Annotated in this window: 13 protein-coding genes; 3 read left to right on the top strand and 10 right to left on the bottom strand. The window is 67.8% G+C overall.

The features are described 5' to 3' along the window. Nucleotide 1 precedes the first annotated feature (1 nt). Genes zwf through pgl form a run of 3 tightly spaced genes read left to right on the top strand, consistent with a single transcriptional unit; the run spans nt 2 to nt 3286 of the window. Complete coding sequence (zwf, locus tag ACFM35_RS06800) at nt 2-1552, top strand: glucose-6-phosphate dehydrogenase (RefSeq protein ID WP_378840034.1); 1551 nt, start codon at nt 2-4, stop codon at nt 1550-1552. Further along, entirely contained in the window at nt 1549-2502 is a 954-nt protein-coding gene (locus ACFM35_RS06805) for a glucose-6-phosphate dehydrogenase assembly protein OpcA (protein ID WP_378840036.1), read from the top strand. The genes zwf and ACFM35_RS06805 overlap by 4 nt, the downstream gene beginning before the upstream one ends. Further along, nucleotides 2495-3286 (top strand): 6-phosphogluconolactonase, encoded by a 792-nt coding sequence (pgl, locus tag ACFM35_RS06810; RefSeq protein WP_378840038.1) that lies wholly within the window; start codon nt 2495-2497, stop codon nt 3284-3286. Before ACFM35_RS06805 ends, pgl begins: the two co-directional genes overlap by 8 nt. Nucleotides 3287-3353: 67 nt before the next feature. Here pgl and ACFM35_RS06815 read toward each other — a convergent pair whose 3' ends face one another. From ACFM35_RS06815 to uvrA, 10 genes are all read right to left on the bottom strand, one after another. Beyond that, the gene (locus ACFM35_RS06815; protein ID WP_378840040.1) at nt 3354-3707 is read right to left on the bottom strand and encodes an RNA polymerase-binding protein RbpA; all 354 of its coding nucleotides are present in this window, start codon (nt 3705-3707) and stop codon (nt 3354-3356) included. After that, nucleotides 3707-3955, bottom strand: coding sequence for a preprotein translocase subunit SecG (gene secG, locus ACFM35_RS06820; protein ID WP_378840042.1), 249 nt, complete (start codon nt 3953-3955; stop codon nt 3707-3709). The genes ACFM35_RS06815 and secG overlap by 1 nt, the downstream gene beginning before the upstream one ends. 136 nt (nt 3956-4091) lie before the next feature. Further along, nucleotides 4092-4898, bottom strand: a complete 807-nt coding sequence (gene tpiA / locus ACFM35_RS06825) for a triose-phosphate isomerase (protein ID WP_378840044.1) — start codon at nt 4896-4898, stop codon at nt 4092-4094. Beyond that, a complete protein-coding gene (locus tag ACFM35_RS06830) occupies nt 4895-6109 on the bottom strand; it encodes a phosphoglycerate kinase (RefSeq protein ID WP_378840047.1) in 1215 nt (404 codons plus the stop codon). The genes tpiA and ACFM35_RS06830 overlap by 4 nt, the downstream gene beginning before the upstream one ends. 9 nt (nt 6110-6118) lie before the next feature. After that, a complete protein-coding gene (gap, locus tag ACFM35_RS06835) occupies nt 6119-7129 on the bottom strand; it encodes a type I glyceraldehyde-3-phosphate dehydrogenase (RefSeq protein ID WP_378840049.1) in 1011 nt (336 codons plus the stop codon). A 102-nt stretch (nt 7130-7231) separates the two neighbouring features. Further along, nucleotides 7232-7858 carry a superoxide dismutase gene (locus ACFM35_RS06840; RefSeq protein WP_378840052.1) on the bottom strand — a complete coding sequence of 209 codons (627 nt, stop codon included), beginning with the start codon at nt 7856-7858 and terminating at the stop codon, nt 7232-7234. A 156-nt stretch (nt 7859-8014) separates the two neighbouring features. After that, nucleotides 8015-8992: a DNA-binding protein WhiA gene (gene whiA, locus ACFM35_RS06845; protein ID WP_378840055.1), complete on the bottom strand. Its 978-nt coding sequence runs from the start codon at nt 8990-8992 to the stop codon at nt 8015-8017. A 73-nt stretch (nt 8993-9065) separates the two neighbouring features. Beyond that, nucleotides 9066-9947, bottom strand: coding sequence for an RNase adapter RapZ (rapZ, locus tag ACFM35_RS06850; RefSeq protein WP_378840058.1), 882 nt, complete (start codon nt 9945-9947; stop codon nt 9066-9068). A gap of 27 nt (nt 9948-9974) precedes the next feature. Continuing rightward, nucleotides 9975-11942 carry an excinuclease ABC subunit UvrC gene (gene uvrC, locus ACFM35_RS06855; RefSeq protein WP_378840060.1) on the bottom strand — a complete coding sequence of 656 codons (1968 nt, stop codon included), beginning with the start codon at nt 11940-11942 and terminating at the stop codon, nt 9975-9977. A gap of 2 nt (nt 11943-11944) precedes the next feature. Continuing rightward, nucleotides 11945-14833 (bottom strand): excinuclease ABC subunit UvrA, encoded by a 2889-nt coding sequence (uvrA, locus tag ACFM35_RS06860; protein ID WP_378840062.1) that lies wholly within the window; start codon nt 14831-14833, stop codon nt 11945-11947. Nucleotides 14834-14840: the final 7 nt, after the last annotated feature.

Here is a 14840-nt window from a genome sequence, read left to right on the forward strand (position 1 = left end):
CATGGTCATCGACATCACCCGCGGCCACAACCCGCTCCGCACCCCCGACGATCGCCGGCTCAACCGCATCGCCGGGCCGAGTGCGCTGGTCATCTTCGGCGTCACCGGCGACCTGTCGCGCAAGAAGCTCATGCCCGCGGTGTACGACCTGGCCAATCGCGGTCTGCTGCCTCCCGGTTTCGCACTCGTGGGGTTCGCCCGCCGCGACTGGGAGGACGAGGACTTCGCCGAGGTCGTGCACGAGGCCGTCAAGCAGCACGCGCGCACCGAGTACCGCGAGGAGACCTGGAAGCAGCTGCTCGAGGGCATCCGCTTCGTCTCCGGTGAATTCGACAACGAGGAATCGTTCGCCAAGCTGCGCGAGACGGTCGAGAAGCTCGATGTCGAACGCGGCTCCATGGGAAACCACGCCTACTACCTCTCGATCCCGCCGAAGGACTTCCCGCTCGTCGCGAAGCAGCTGAAGGCTTCGGGGCTGGTGGACGACACCGCCGACGAACCCGACCGCTGGCGCCGCGTGGTCATCGAGAAGCCGTTCGGTCACGATCTGGCCTCCGCGCGGGCGCTCAACGACGCTCTGCGCTCTGCCTTCCCCGCCGACTCGATCTTCCGCATCGACCACTACCTCGGCAAGGAGACGGTGCAGAACATCCTGGCGCTCCGCTTCGCGAACGAGCTGTTCGAGCCGATCTGGAACCGCAACTACGTCGATCACGTGCAGATCACCATGGCCGAGGACATCGGCGTGGGCGGCCGTGCCGGATACTACGACGGCATCGGAGCGGCACGCGATGTCATCCAGAATCATCTGCTCCAGCTGATGGCCCTCACCGCGATGGAGGAGCCCATCACCTTCCAGGCCAAAGACCTGCGCGCCGAGAAGGAGAAGGTGCTCGCGGCCGTCACGCTTCCGGCGGACCTTTCCCAGTCCACCGCGCGCGGGCAGTACGCGGGCGGGTGGCAGGGCGGCGAGCACGTCACCGGGTTCCTCGAAGAAGACGGGATGAATCCCGAATCGACGACCGAGACGTACGCCGCCGTCAAGCTCGAGGTGAACACGCGCCGCTGGTCCGGCGTGCCCTTCTATCTCCGCACCGGCAAGCGGCTCGGCCGCCGGGTCACCGAGATCGCGGTGGTCTTCAAGCGTGCTCCGCAGCACCTGTTCACGCGCAACCAGACGTCCGAGCTCGGCCAGAACGCGCTGGTCATCAGGGTCCAGCCCGACGAGGGCATCACGATCCGCTTCGGCTCCAAGGTCCCCGGCGCGGGCACCGAGGTGCGCGACGTCACGATGGACTTCGGCTACGGCCACGCTTTCACCGAAGCCAGCCCCGAGGCCTACGAGCGGCTCATCCTCGATGTGCTGCTCGGCGATCCCCCGCTCTTCCCCCGCCACGAGGAGGTCGAGCTCAGCTGGAAGATCCTCGACCCGATCGAGGACTTCTGGGCGGCCCAGGGCGGCGCGCTCGACCAGTACTCGCCGGGCTCGTGGGGCCCTGACTCCGCGGACGAGCTCCTCGCCCGCGATGGACGCGTCTGGAGGCGCCCGTGATCGTCGATCTGCCCGATACGAATGTCAGCAAGATCAGCCGTGCGCTGGTCAGCGTGCGCGAAGAGGGCGGCGTCGTCGCTCTCGGACGCGTTCTCACCCTGATGATCGCCACGCGCCAGGGCCGCGAGGAGGCCGTGATCGAGGCCGCCAACGACGCGTCCCGAGAGCACCCGATGCGGGTGATCGTCCTCATGATCAACGACGACCCGGATGCGCCCTCGCGTCTCGACGCGCAGATCCGCGTCGGCGGCGACGCCGGGGCGAGCGAGGTCATCGTGCTGAATGCGTCCGGCGCCGCGGCCTCCAACGAGGAGAGCCTCGTCACCGGCCTGCTCCTGCCGGATGCGCCGGTCGTGGTGTGGTGGCCGGACCACCCGCCGACGACACCGTCCACTTCGCCGCTCGGCAAGATCGCCCAGCGAAGGATCACGGATGCCTCGACCCGCCCGTACGACGCGCACCGTCTGAGCGACCTCGGGGAGCATCATGCCCCCGGAGACACCGATCTCGCATGGACGCGCCTCACGCACTGGCGCGAGCAGCTCGCGGCCGTGCTCGACCAGCCGCCGTACGAGGCGGTCACGGGGGTCAGCGTCAGCGGCGCGAGCACGTCGCCGTCGACGGCTCTTCTCGCGGCCTGGCTGCGTCTGATGCTGGACGTGCCGGTCGAGTGGGAGTACCTCCCCGAAGAGGAATGGCGCGACGGCATCCGCTCCGTGCGCCTGACCCGTGCGTCATCGGACGTCGTCCTCGAGCGCTCATCGGCCTCGATCGCCTGCCTCCACCAGGGCGGGCAGCCCGACCACGACCTCGTCCTCCCGCGTCGCACGCTCCGGGAATGCCTGGCCGAGGAGCTCCGCCGCCTCGATCCGGACGTCCTGTATGGTCGAGTGATCACCGAGGGCTGGGAGCTTCTGGGTCCGCCTCTGAGCCGGGAGTCCGATGGCTGAGTACAACGTCGAGAAGCGCGTGGTGATCAGTCCTGATCCTGCGCACCTGGCGGAATCCGTCGCAGCTCGCTTCCTCCAGCGCGTCTCGAAGGGCGTGCAGGCCGGCGACACCGTGCACATCTCGCTGACCGGGGGGACGAGCGGCATCGCCGTGCTTCGTGCCGCCTCAGCGAGCAAGAAGTGCGCCAAGATCGATTGGTCGCGCGTGCACTTCTGGTGGAGCGATGAGCGGTTCGTCGGTCGCGATGATCCCGACCGCAACGAGAAGCAGGCACGCGACGCGTTCCTGGACTCCCTCGACATCCCGGCCGCGAACATCCACGCGATGGCCTCCAGCGACGGCCACCTCGATCTGGACGCGGCCGCCGTCGCCTACGCCGACGAGCTGGCGCAATTCGCACCCGCCGACCGCTCCGAGACGGGCGCGTGGCCCTCGTTCGACATCTGCTTCCTCGGAGTGGGACCGGACGGGCACATCGCCTCACTGTTCCCCGATCGCGCCGAGATCGGCATCGTCGACGAAGCGGTCGTCGCCGTGCGCGACTCCCCGAAGCCACCCCCCGAGCGCATCTCGTTCACGCGTCCGGTGATCAATTCGTCGCAGCGCGTCTGGATGGTCATGGCGGGCGCCGACAAGGCATCCGCGCTCGGTCTCGCCCTCGCCGGGGCGAACTATCGCAGCGTGCCCGCAGCCGGAGCCAAGGGCCGCAAGCGGACGATCCTGTTCGTCGACCAGGCGGCGGCCGCCCAGGTGCCACCTGAACTCATCGACGGCGAGTACTGACCGTCCGGAGAATGCGAAGAGCGGATGCCACCTGGCATCCGCTCTTCGCATTCCACCGTCGTATCGGCTACTGACCCCGTCGTTCGCGGAGCTGCTGCAGGGCATCGTCGAGGAGGGTTTCAGCCTCTTCCTCGGTGCGGCGCTCCTTCACGTAGGCGAGGTGCGTCTTGTAGGGCTCGGACTTCGACAGGGCCGGCGGGTTCGCCTTGTCGCGTCCGGCCGGCAGCCCGGAGTGCGGGGAGTCGATCGTCTCGGGGATCTCCTCCTCGGTGATGCCGGCCGCGAAGTAGCGGACCGTCTCATTGCCGAGGGCATCCCAGTAAGAGATCGCCACGCGATCGGCGTGGAAGCCGTGGTCCTGCTCGCCCATGGGTCCGGCACCGACGCGCGTGCCGCGGATGGCGTTGCCTCCCGTGGCCATCAGATGCCCTGGAACTTCGTGATGAGCCCGAGGGCGACGATCGACACGAACCACGCCAGGGCGAGCACCACCGTGAACCGGTTGAGATTGCGCTCGGCGAGCCCGGAGGAGCCCATCGCCGAGGACATGCCGCCGCCGAACATGTCGGAGAGGCCGCCACCGCGACCCTTGTGCAGAAGGATGAGGAGCGTCAGCAGGAGGCTCGTGATACCGAGCAGAACCTGCAGGACGAACTGGAGGATGTCCACAGTCGTTGAAGCCTTTCGCCGCGATCGTGCGGATCGCACAGGGGTCAAGTATACGGGTCGGGCCCCGACGCCGTGTAGAGCCCACCGACGAGACAGGTCCGGTCCCGCACCGCGGTGACCGGACCTGTCTCGGCGTTCAGACGCCGACGTGCTTCTGGAACCGGATGATCGCGGCGAACTCGTCGACGACCAGGCTCGCGCCGCCCACGAGGGCGCCGTCGACGTCGGGTTCGCGCATGTAGCTCGCGATGTTCCCCGACTTGACCGAACCGCCGTAGAGCACGCGGGTGCGGGCCGCGGCATCCGCTCCGAGCTTCTCGCCGATCACGCTGCGCAGCTTGGCGCAGACATCCTGCGCCTGCTCGGGGGTGGCCGCCTGGCCGGAGCCGATCGCCCACACCGGTTCGTACGCCACCACGATGTCGGCGTCGGCCGGAACGCCTTCCAGCGCCACCTCCAGCTGTCCGACCGGCACGGCGCTCGCCCCGAATCTGTCGAGGTCCTCCGCCGTCTCGCCGACGCAGATCACCGGCACCAGTGCGTGCCGCAGAGCCGCCTGGACCTTCGCCGCCACGACCTCGTCGGATTCGGCGTGGTATTCGCGGCGCTCCGAGTGGCCGATGATGACGTAGCCGCAGTCGAGCTTCGCCAGGAACTGTCCGGAGATCTCCCCCGTGTAGGCACCGGAGTCCTTCGTCGACAGGTCCTGCGCACCGAGCGAGAACGGGATCTTGTCGGCGTCCAGCAGCGTCTGCACGGTGCGCAGATCGGTGAACGGCGGGAAGATGCCCACCTCGACCGATCCGTCCTCGTGCTTCGCGTCCTTCAACGTCCAGTGCAGCTTCTGCACCGTGGCGACCGCCTGCAGGTGGTCGAGGTTCATCTTCCAGTTGCCTGCGATGAACGGGGTGCGCGCACGCGGCGCGCCCGTGGGATCTGTCACGACCATCCGAGGACCTCCAGTCCGGGGAGCTTCTTGCCTTCGAGGAACTCGAGGCTGGCGCCCCCGCCCGTGGAGATGTGGCCGAACTGGTCATCGGTGAATCCCAGCTGGCGCACGGCCGCGGCGGAGTCACCGCCACCCACCACGCTGAGGCCGTCGACCTCGGTGAGCGCCTGCGCGACCGCCTTCGTTCCCGCCGCGAACGGCGCGAGCTCGAAGACGCCCATCGGGCCGTTCCAGAACACCGTCCTGCTGCCCCGGATCGCCTCGGCGAACGCAGCGGCCGTGTCGGGGCCGATGTCCAGACCGAGTCCGGATGCTCCGAACGGCGTCTCCTCGATGGCGTCGGCCGCCGTCACGACATGGTCGGCGTCGGCGCTGAAGCTCGCTGCGACGACGACGTCGGTCGGCAGCACCAGCTCCACGCCGCGCTCCCGGGCCTCGTCGATGTAGCCCCTGACGATGTCGAGCTGGTCGACCTCGAGGAGGCTCGCGCCGACCTTGTGGCCGGCGGCGGCGAGAAACGTGAACAACATGCCGCCGCCGACCAGGAGACGGTCGACGCGCGGAAGCAGGTGCGAGATGACCCCGAGCTTGTCGCTGACCTTCGATCCGCCGAGGACGACCGTGTACGGGCGCTCGGGTTTCTCGGTGAGGCGGTCGAGGACGTCGAGCTCGGTCGCGATCAGCAGGCCCGCAGCCGACGGGAGGATCTCGGCCAATTCGTAGACGCTCGCCTGCTTGCGGTGCACGACACCGAAGCCGTCCGAGACGAGAGCGTCGCCCAGCGTCGCGAGCTGCTCGGCGAACTCCGTGCGCTCCCCCGCGTCCTTCGACGTTTCACCGGGATTGAACCTCAGGTTCTCGATGACCGCCACGCCGCCGTCCTCGAGAGCGGCAACGGCCTCCTGGGCGGACTCCCCCACGGTGTCGCGGGCGAACGCCACCGGGGCGCCGAGCAGCTCGGACAGCCGCTGAGCGACCGGCTCGAGGCTGTATTCCGGATTGGGTTCGCCGTCGGGGCGACCCAGGTGCGAGCAGACGACGAGGCGGGCGCCCTGGTTGATGAGGGCGTTCAGAGTGGGAAGCGACGCACGCACGCGCCCGTCGTCCGTGATGACCCCGTCCCGCAAGGGGACGTTGAGGTCGCAACGGACGACGACGCGCTTGCCTGCGAGCGACCCCAGCGAATCGAGGGTGCGCAGAGCCATGGTGATCGCCTAGAGGCGCTCGGCCACGTACTCGGTCAGGTCGACGAGTCGGTTCGAGTAGCCCCACTCGTTGTCGTACCACGCCGACACCTTCACGAGGTTGCCGCTGACATTGGTCAGCTCCGAGTCGAAGACGGACGAGTGCGGGTTGAGCTGGATGTCGCTGGACACGATCGGGTCGGCGGTGTACTCGAGGTATCCGGCGAGACGTCCCTCGGCAGCGGCCGTCTTGTACGCCGCGTTGATCTTCTCGACCGTCAGTCCCTCGGTGGGGGTGACGATCGTGAGGTCGACGATCGAGCCGGTGGGCACGGGCACGCGGTAGGACGACCCGCTGAGCTTGCCCTGCAGTTCGGGGATGACCAGGCCGATGGCCTTCGCCGCGCCGGTCGAGGCCGGGACGATATTGATGGCAGCGGCACGGGCGCGCCGCAGATCGCTGTGCGGACCGTCCTGGAGGTTCTGGTCGGCCGTGTACGCGTGGGCGGTCATCATGAATCCGCGCTCGATGCCGAACTCGTCGTTGAACACCTTCGCGAGCGGCGCGAGGCAGTTCGTCGTGCACGACGCGTTCGAGATGATGACGTCGGTCTCGGGGTTGTAGGTCTCTTCGTTCACGCCCATGACGATCGTGGCGTCGTCACCGGTCGCGGGGGCCGAGATGAGGACCTTCTTGGCACCGCCCGCGATGTGCTTCCTGGCGTCTTCCGCCTTCGTGAAGCGACCCGTCGACTCGATGACGATGTCGGCTCCGAGCTCGCCCCAGGGCAGGTTCGCGGGGTCGCGCTCCGCGAACACCTTGATCTTGTGACCGCCGACGGTGATCGAGTCCTCGTCGTAGGAGACCTCTTCAGACAGCGGGCCGCCGACGGAGTCGTACTTGAGCAGGTGCGCGAGGGTCTTGTTGTCGGTGAGGTCGTTCACCGCCACGATCTCGAGATCTGCACCCTGCGCGAGCGCGGCTCGCAGGTAGTTGCGTCCGATGCGGCCGAAGCCGTTGATTCCGATCTTGACAGCCACGGAAATTCTCCTGATGTGTCGAGCGCTCGCGCGCAGTTATAGCGATTCAGACCTCGGACAGCGGTGTCCCGGCAGGAGGCCCCACCGGGACACCCGCACCGTTTATGACAGTACCAGGAGACCTGCAGTCTTCTCACGGGCGGCATCGAGGCGTTGCGCCACATTTTGCCAGTTCGCAATGTTCCAGACGGCCTTGACGTAGTCGGCCTTCACATTGAGGTAATCGAGGTAGAAGGCGTGCTCCCACATGTCGAGCTGGAACACCGGGATCGTGCCCTGCGCGGTGTTGCTCTGCTGGTCGAAGAGCTGCTGGATGATGAGCTGCTCGCCGATCGTGTCCCAGCTCAGAACAGCCCACCCGGAGCCCTGGATGCCGGTCGCCGCCGCGGTGAAGTGAGCCTGGAACTTGTCGAACGACCCGAAGAACTCGTCGATCGCCGCCGACAGCTCGCCTTCGGGCCGGCCGCCGCCGTCCGGTGAGAGGTTCGTCCAGAAGATGGAGTGGTTGACGTGCCCGCCGAGGTTGAAGGCGAGGTCCTTCTCGAGCTTGTTGATGTTGCCCAGTTCGCCCTTGTCGCGGGCCTCGGCCATCTGCTCGAGGGCCGTGTTGGCGGCGGTGACGTACGCCTGGTGGTGCTTGTCGTGGTGCAGCTGCATGATCTTGCCGCTGATGTGCGGCTCGAGCGCTGCGTAGTCGTACGGGAGGTCGGGCAGTGTGTACTTCGCCATGTTCTCTTCTTCCAGTCGGCGCTGCGTGGAGAACCCCGACGCAGCGAGGGTGACGTCTTCATCCTAATGAGCGGCAACGCGCGACGCAGTGGGTTGCTTCCCACCGGCAGACGGGTATATCGCGAGCTTCGGCGAGAGTCCCTGAGAGAGATGCGGTCAGTCTTCCGCGCCAACGGGAACGGCCGACTCGGTGTCGGGGATGCCGTCCTGTTCGGCCTTCTTGTCCGCCATCGCGAGGAGGCGACGGATGCGCCCGGCGACGGCGTCCTTCGTCAGCGGGGGGTCGGCGTGGTGGCCGAGCTCGTCGAGGCTGGCATCGCGGTGCGCCAGACGCAGGTCCCCGGCCTCCTTCAGATGGTCGGGGACGTCGTCGCCGAGGATCTCCAGCGCGCGCTCCACGCGGGCGCACGCCGCGACGGCCGCCTGGGCCGAACGTCGCAGGTTCGCATCGTCGAAGTTCACGAGGCGGTTGACGCCCGCGCGCACTTCGCGGCGCTGACGCAGCTGATCCCACTCGGCGGCTGTGCGCTTCGCGCCCATCTCGGCCAGGGTGGCCCGAATGGCCTCACCGTCGCGCACGACGACCCGCGGCATCCCGCGCACCTCTCGAGCCTTGGCGGGAATGCCCAGTCGGTGCGCCGCGCCGACGAGCGCCATGGCCGCTTCCCCCGACGGGCAGGCGATCTCGAGCGCTGCCGATCGACCCGGCTCGCTGAGCGAACCCGACGCCAGGAATGCGCCGCGCCAGAGCGCCGCGAGGTCTCCGCGCGACCCGGTCGTGAGCTTGTTCGGCAGGCCGCGCACGGGACGGCGGCGCTGATCGAGCAGGCCCGTCTGGCGGGCCAGCGTCTCGCCGCCCTCGATCACGCGGACGGCGTAGTGACTTCCGGTGCGGCCACCTGAGCCCTGCACGTGCACGAGCTCGGGGCGGACGCCGTAGATCTCCATGAGATCGCGGGCGACCCGCCGGGCGAGAAGATCGGAGTCGAGCTCAGCCTCCACGGCGACGCGGTTCGCGATCGAGTGCAGACCGCCGGAGAAGCGCAGCAAGCAGGTCAGCTCGGCGACGCGGGCACTGGGCCGCGGGTCGCGTACGGAGATCAGCTCGGCTTTCACATCGGCGGTCAGCGGCACGGTAATCCTCGAAATCTCTTCGTGTCGGCGCACCGCATCGGGAACGAAGCGGGGCGGGGAACGAGGGTCCAGCCTACTCGCGGCCGAGGTCCCGGTGTGTGACGCGAACCGCGACGCCGGGCAGCGCGGCCAGCCGCGACGCCAGTTCGAGGGCGACGACGACGGATCGGTGCTTGCCCCCGGTGCAGCCCACGGCGACGACCGAGTGCCGCTTGTTCTCGCGCTGGTAACCGGCCAGGACAGGCGTGAGCGCCGCCACATAGGCGTCGACGAATTCCTGCGCGCCTTCCTGCGCGAGCACGAAATCGCGCACCGGCTCGTCCTGCCCGTTCAGGGCCCGCAGCTCTTCGCTCCAGAAGGGGTTCGGGAGGAACCGCATGTCGGCCACGAGATCCGCGTCGGGCGGGAGCCCGTACTTGAAGCCGAAGCTCATGAGCGTGAGGGTGTGCCGCGCGGAACCCTCCGCGGAAAAGAGACCGATCACCTGCGTCGACAGCTGATGGATGTTGAAGCTCGACGTGTCGAGGATGACGTCGGCGCTCTCGCGCACGGCCGCGAGCCGTGCCCGCTCCCGACGGATGCCGTCGAGGATCGTGCCCTCCCCCTGGAGGGGATGGGGACGCCTCACCGCCTCGAAACGACGCACGAGCACTTCGTCGGAGGCATCCAGGAACATGACGCGGAGCTGACGGTTGTCGCGCAGGGCGTGCGTGATCGCCGGGAGGTCGGCGAACAGCTCGCGGCCGCGCACGTCCACGACCACGGCGACACGGGGCAGGGCGCCCCCGGCGAGTTCCGTCAGCTCCAGCAGCGGCTTGAGCATCTGCGGCGGGAGGTTGTCGACCACGTACCACCCGAGGTCCTCGAGCGCGTTCGCGGCCGTCGACCTGCCCGCTCCCGACATGCCGGTCACGATCAGCACCTCGCCCGGCTCCTGCCGCGCCGCGTCCGTCATGACCACCCCCGGTTGTCTCGTCCCAGCCTACCCAGTCGTGAGATGCGCATGAATCGATTCGGCCAGCTTCGGACCGATGCCGGGCAGCTGGGCGATCTCGTCCGGCGTGGCCTCTTTGAGCGCGGTCACCGAGCCGAAGTGGCGCAGCAGTGCCTTGATACGGGCCGCGCCCAGGCCCGGCACCTCCTCCAGCACGCTGGAGATGTCCCGTCGCCGGCGTTTGCGCTGGTGGGTGATGGCGAAGCGATGCGCTTCGTCGCGCAGACGCTGCAGGAGGTAGAGCGCCTCGCTCGTGCGCGGCAGGATCACCGGGAAGTCCTCGCCCGGCAGCCACACCTCCTCCAGACGCTTGGCGATGCCGCAGAGGGCGATCTCGGAGTGGCCGGCATCCGCGAGGGCACGAGCGGCGGCCTCCACTTGGGGCTTGCCGCCGTCCACGACCAGCAGCTGCGGGCGGTAGGCGAAACGCGGGCGCTTGCGGGACGTCACCACCGGAGCTTCCTCCCCGTCGCCCGCGTCCGTGGGGTCCGACTCCCCCGACCCGGAGGACGAGGGAGCGGGCACACCGGAGAGCGGGTCGTCCTGCTCATCCGGGCGGTCCACGTAGGCCAGGCGACGTGTGAGCACCTGGTGAATGGAGTCGGTGTCGTCGGTGGTCTCAGGAATGGTGAACGAGCGGTACTGATCCTTGCGCGGCAGCCCGTCCTCGAACACGACCATCGAGGCCACGACGTTCGTCCCGCCCAGGTGCGACACGTCGTAGCACTCGATGCGCAGCGGCGCCTCCTCCAGGCCCAGCGCCTGCTGCAGATCCGTGAGTGCCTGCGACCGGGCCACGTAATCACTCGTCCGCCGTGTCTTGTGCAGCATGAGGGCCTGCTGGGCGTTGAGCGTCGCGGTCTTCATCAGCTCGGCCTTGCGACCCCGTTGAGCGATCTGGATCGTCACCGGTCGCTCGCGACGGTCGCGCAGCCACTGCTCGAGGTCGGCCGCGTCTTCGGGCAGGGACGGCACCAGCACCTGCCGCGGAATGTCCTCGGGGCGCGCATCGCCGTACGTGCGCTGCAGCACCTGGTCGACGAGGTCGGCACCCGAGATGTCGAGCTCCTTCTCGATGGTGGTCGCGCGCACACCGCGCACCCTGCCCCCGCGGATCACGAAGTGCTGCACCGTGGCCGCCAGCTCGTCTTCGGCGATACCGAAGAGGTCGGCATCCGTGTCTTCCGAGAGCACCAGCGCGCTGCGCTTGAGGACGGCGTCGATCGCCTGCAGCCTGTCTCGGTACAGCGCTGCGGCTTCATAGTCCATGGCGGCGGATGCTTCGCGCATGCGTGCCGTCAGGGCCTTGGTGAACCGTTGATCGCCGCCCGACATGAATGCCACGAAGTCGTCGACGATCGCGCGGTGCTCCTCGATCGTGACCTTCATCGAGCACGGGCCGCCGCAGCGACCGATCTGCCCGGGAAAGCAGGGCCGTCCGGTCTGCATCGCCTTCTTGTACGACGCGTCGCTGCACGTGCGGATCGGGAACACCTTGATGAGCAGGTCGATCGTGTCGTGGACCGCCCAGACCTTCGGGTAGGGCCCGAAGTACTTCGCCCCGGGGATGCGTCGATTGCGGGTGACGATCACCCGCGGCGCCTCGTCGCCGAGGGTGATGCCCATGAACGGATAGGACTTGTCGTCGCGGTAGCGCACGTTGAACGGCGGATCGAACTCCTTGATCCACATGTACTCGAGCTGGAGCGAATCGACGTCGCTGGGAACGACGGTCCACTCCACCGACGCCGCGGTCGTGACCATGCGACGGGTGCGCTCGTGCAGCGACCGCAGCGGAGCGAAGTAGTTCGACAGCCGCGCCCGCAGGTTCTTCGCCTTGCCCACGTAGAGCACGCGGCCGTCGGCGTCACGGAAGCGGTACACGCCCGGGTTGGTCGGGATCTCACCGGGCTTCGGGCGGTAGGAGAGCTGCGACACCCGCTGAGACGGTGCCACGGTCAGCCCGCCTTGCGGGCCACCCGAGCATCGCCCAGCACTTCGGCCAGGAACGCACCGGTGTAGCTGCCCTCGACGCGCGCAAGGTGCTCGGGTGTGCCGACCGCCAGGATCTCTCCCCCGCCGGCGCCGCCCTCGGGTCCGAGGTCGATGAGCCAGTCCGCGGATTTGATCACGTCGAGGTTGTGCTCGATGACGATCACCGTGTTGCCCTTGTCGACCAGACCGTTGAGCACTTCCAGCAGGCGCGCGACGTCCTCGAAGTGGAGGCCGGTCGTCGGCTCGTCGAGCACGTAGATGCTCCGCCCGTTGCTGCGACGCTGCAGTTCGGTGGCCAGCTTCACCCGCTGCGCCTCACCACCGGACAGCGTCGTCGCGGACTGCCCGAGCCGGACGTACCCGAGCCCGACATCGACGAGGGTCTTGAGGTAGCGGTGGATCGCCTGGATCGGCTCGAAGAACGCCGCAGCCTCCTCGATCGGCATCTCGAGGACCTCGGCGATGTTCTTGCCCTTGTAGTGCACGGCGAGCGTGTCCCGGTTGTAGCGCTTGCCGTGGCAGACCTCGCAGTCGACGTACACGTCGGGCAGGAAGTTCATCTCGATCTTGATCGTGCCGTCGCCCGAGCACGCTTCGCAGCGACCGCCCTTCACGTTGAAGCTGAAGCGCCCGGGCTGATAGCCGCGCACCTTGGCCTCGGGCGTTTCGCTGAAGAGGGTGCGGATGCGGTCGAACACCCCCGTGTAGGTGGCGGGGTTCGACCGCGGCGTGCGACCGATCGGCCCTTGATCGACGTGCACGACCTTGTCGAGTTCGTCGGTGCCGGTGACGCGGGTGTGCTTGCCGGGCACGCGACGGGCGCCGTTGAGCCGGCCCGCCAGCACTTCGTACAGGATGTCGTTCACCAGAGAGGACTTGCCCGAGCCGCTGACGCCGGTGACGGCCGTGAGCACGCCCAGGGGGAAATCGACCGAGACGTTCCGGAGGTTGTTCTCGCGGGCACCGACGACCGAGATCTTGCGGGTCTTGTCGATGCGGCGTCGCTTCTTCGGCGTCGGGATCTCGCGTCGACCCGTGAGGTAATCGGCCGTGATCGACTCGCGCTCGGTGAGGAGCGATGCGAGCGGCCCGGAGTGCACGACGTTGCCGCCGTTCACTCCCGCGCGAGGTCCGATGTCGACGACCCAATCCGATGCGTGGATCGTCTCTTCGTCGTGCTCGACGACGATGAGCGTGTTGCCGAGGTCGCGCAGGGTCAGCAGCGTCTCGATCAGTCTGCGGTTGTCGCGCTGGTGCAATCCGATGGACGGTTCGTCCAAGACGTAGAGCACCCCGGTGAGCCCGGAGCCGATCTGCGTCGCCAGGCGGATCCGCTGCGCCTCGCCGCCCGAGAGCGAGCCGGCGGAGCGAGAGAGGTTGAGGTAGTTGAGACCGACCTGGATGAGGAAGTCCAATCGCAGCCGGATCTCGCGAAGCACCTGCGCGGCGATCTTCGCCTCGCGGGGAGTCAACTCCAGGTCGGCGAAGAAGGCCTGCGCGTCCGAGAGGCTCAGGCGCGAGGCATCCGCGATCGAATGCCCGTGCACCTGAACGGCCAGCACCTCCGGCTTGAGTCGGTCGCCGTTGCAGACCGCGCACGGCACCTCACGCAGATACTCCGACCAGCGCTGCCGCTGATTGTCGGACTCCGCTTGCGCGTACTGGCGCTCGATGTACGGCACCACGCCCTCGAACCCGGAGGCGTAGCGCATCTCGCGGCCGTAGCGGTTCTTCCATTTGACCGTGACCTTGTAGTCCTCGCCGCGCAGCACCGCCTCCTGCACGTCGACACGCAGATCGCGCCAGGGCGTGTCCAGCGAGAAGTTCAGGTCGCGCGCGAGTCCCTCGAGCAAGCGCTCGTAGTACTGGAACAGGCCCTTTCCCTGTGTGGTCCACGGGATGAGCACGCCGTCGCGGATCGAGAGCTCGTCATCGGCGAGCATCAGATCGACGTCGACCGACATCCGGGTTCCGAGTCCCGAGCACGTCGGGCACGCGCCGAACGGCGCATTGAAGGAGAAGGTCCGTGGCTCGATCTCGGTCAGCTGCAGCGGGTGCCCGTTCGGGCAGGCGAGCTTCTCGGAGAAGTTCTGCCACGCGGCATCGCCCTCTTCGTCGACGAAGTTGATCTGCATGATGCCGTCAGCCAGGCCGAGCGCGGTCTCGACGGAGTCCGTGATGCGGCTCAGGATGTCAGGACTCGCGACGAGCCGGTCCACCACGACGGCGATGTCGTGCTTGTAGCTCTTCTTGAGCGTCGGAGGCTCCGCCAGCTGGATGAGCTCGCCGTCGACCACTGCTCGGGCATACCCCTTCGCGCCGAGCTCGCGGAAGAGGTCGACGAACTCGCCCTTCTTCTGCGTCACCACCGGCGCGACGATCTGGTACCGGGTCTTCTCGGGCAGTTCGATGAGCTGGTCGGCGATCTGCTGCACCGTCTGGCGCTGGATGACCTCGCCGCAGACCGGGCAGTGCGGCACGCCGATGCGTGCCCACAGGAGACGCATGTAGTCGTGGATCTCGGTGATCGTGCCCACCGTAGAACGCGGATTGCGGTTGGTCGACTTCTGGTCGATGCTGACCGCAGGGCTCAGCCCTTCGATGAAATCCACATCGGGGCGATCGACCTGACCGAGGAATTGGCGGGCGTACGCGCTCAAGGACTCGACGTACCGCCGCTGCCCTTCGGCGAAGATCGTGTCGAACGCGAGGCTCGACTTACCGGACCCCGACAGACCTGTGAAGACGACGAGGGAATCGCGCGGGATGTCGAGATCGATGTTCTTGAGATTGTGCACGCGGGCACCACGAACACTGAGTTTTCCGGGCGCGGCGACAGGAACGATGGGCACCGGTCAA

The organism is Microbacterium songi, from assembly GCF_042747925.1.
GTDB lineage: Bacteria > Actinomycetota > Actinomycetes > Actinomycetales > Microbacteriaceae > Microbacterium.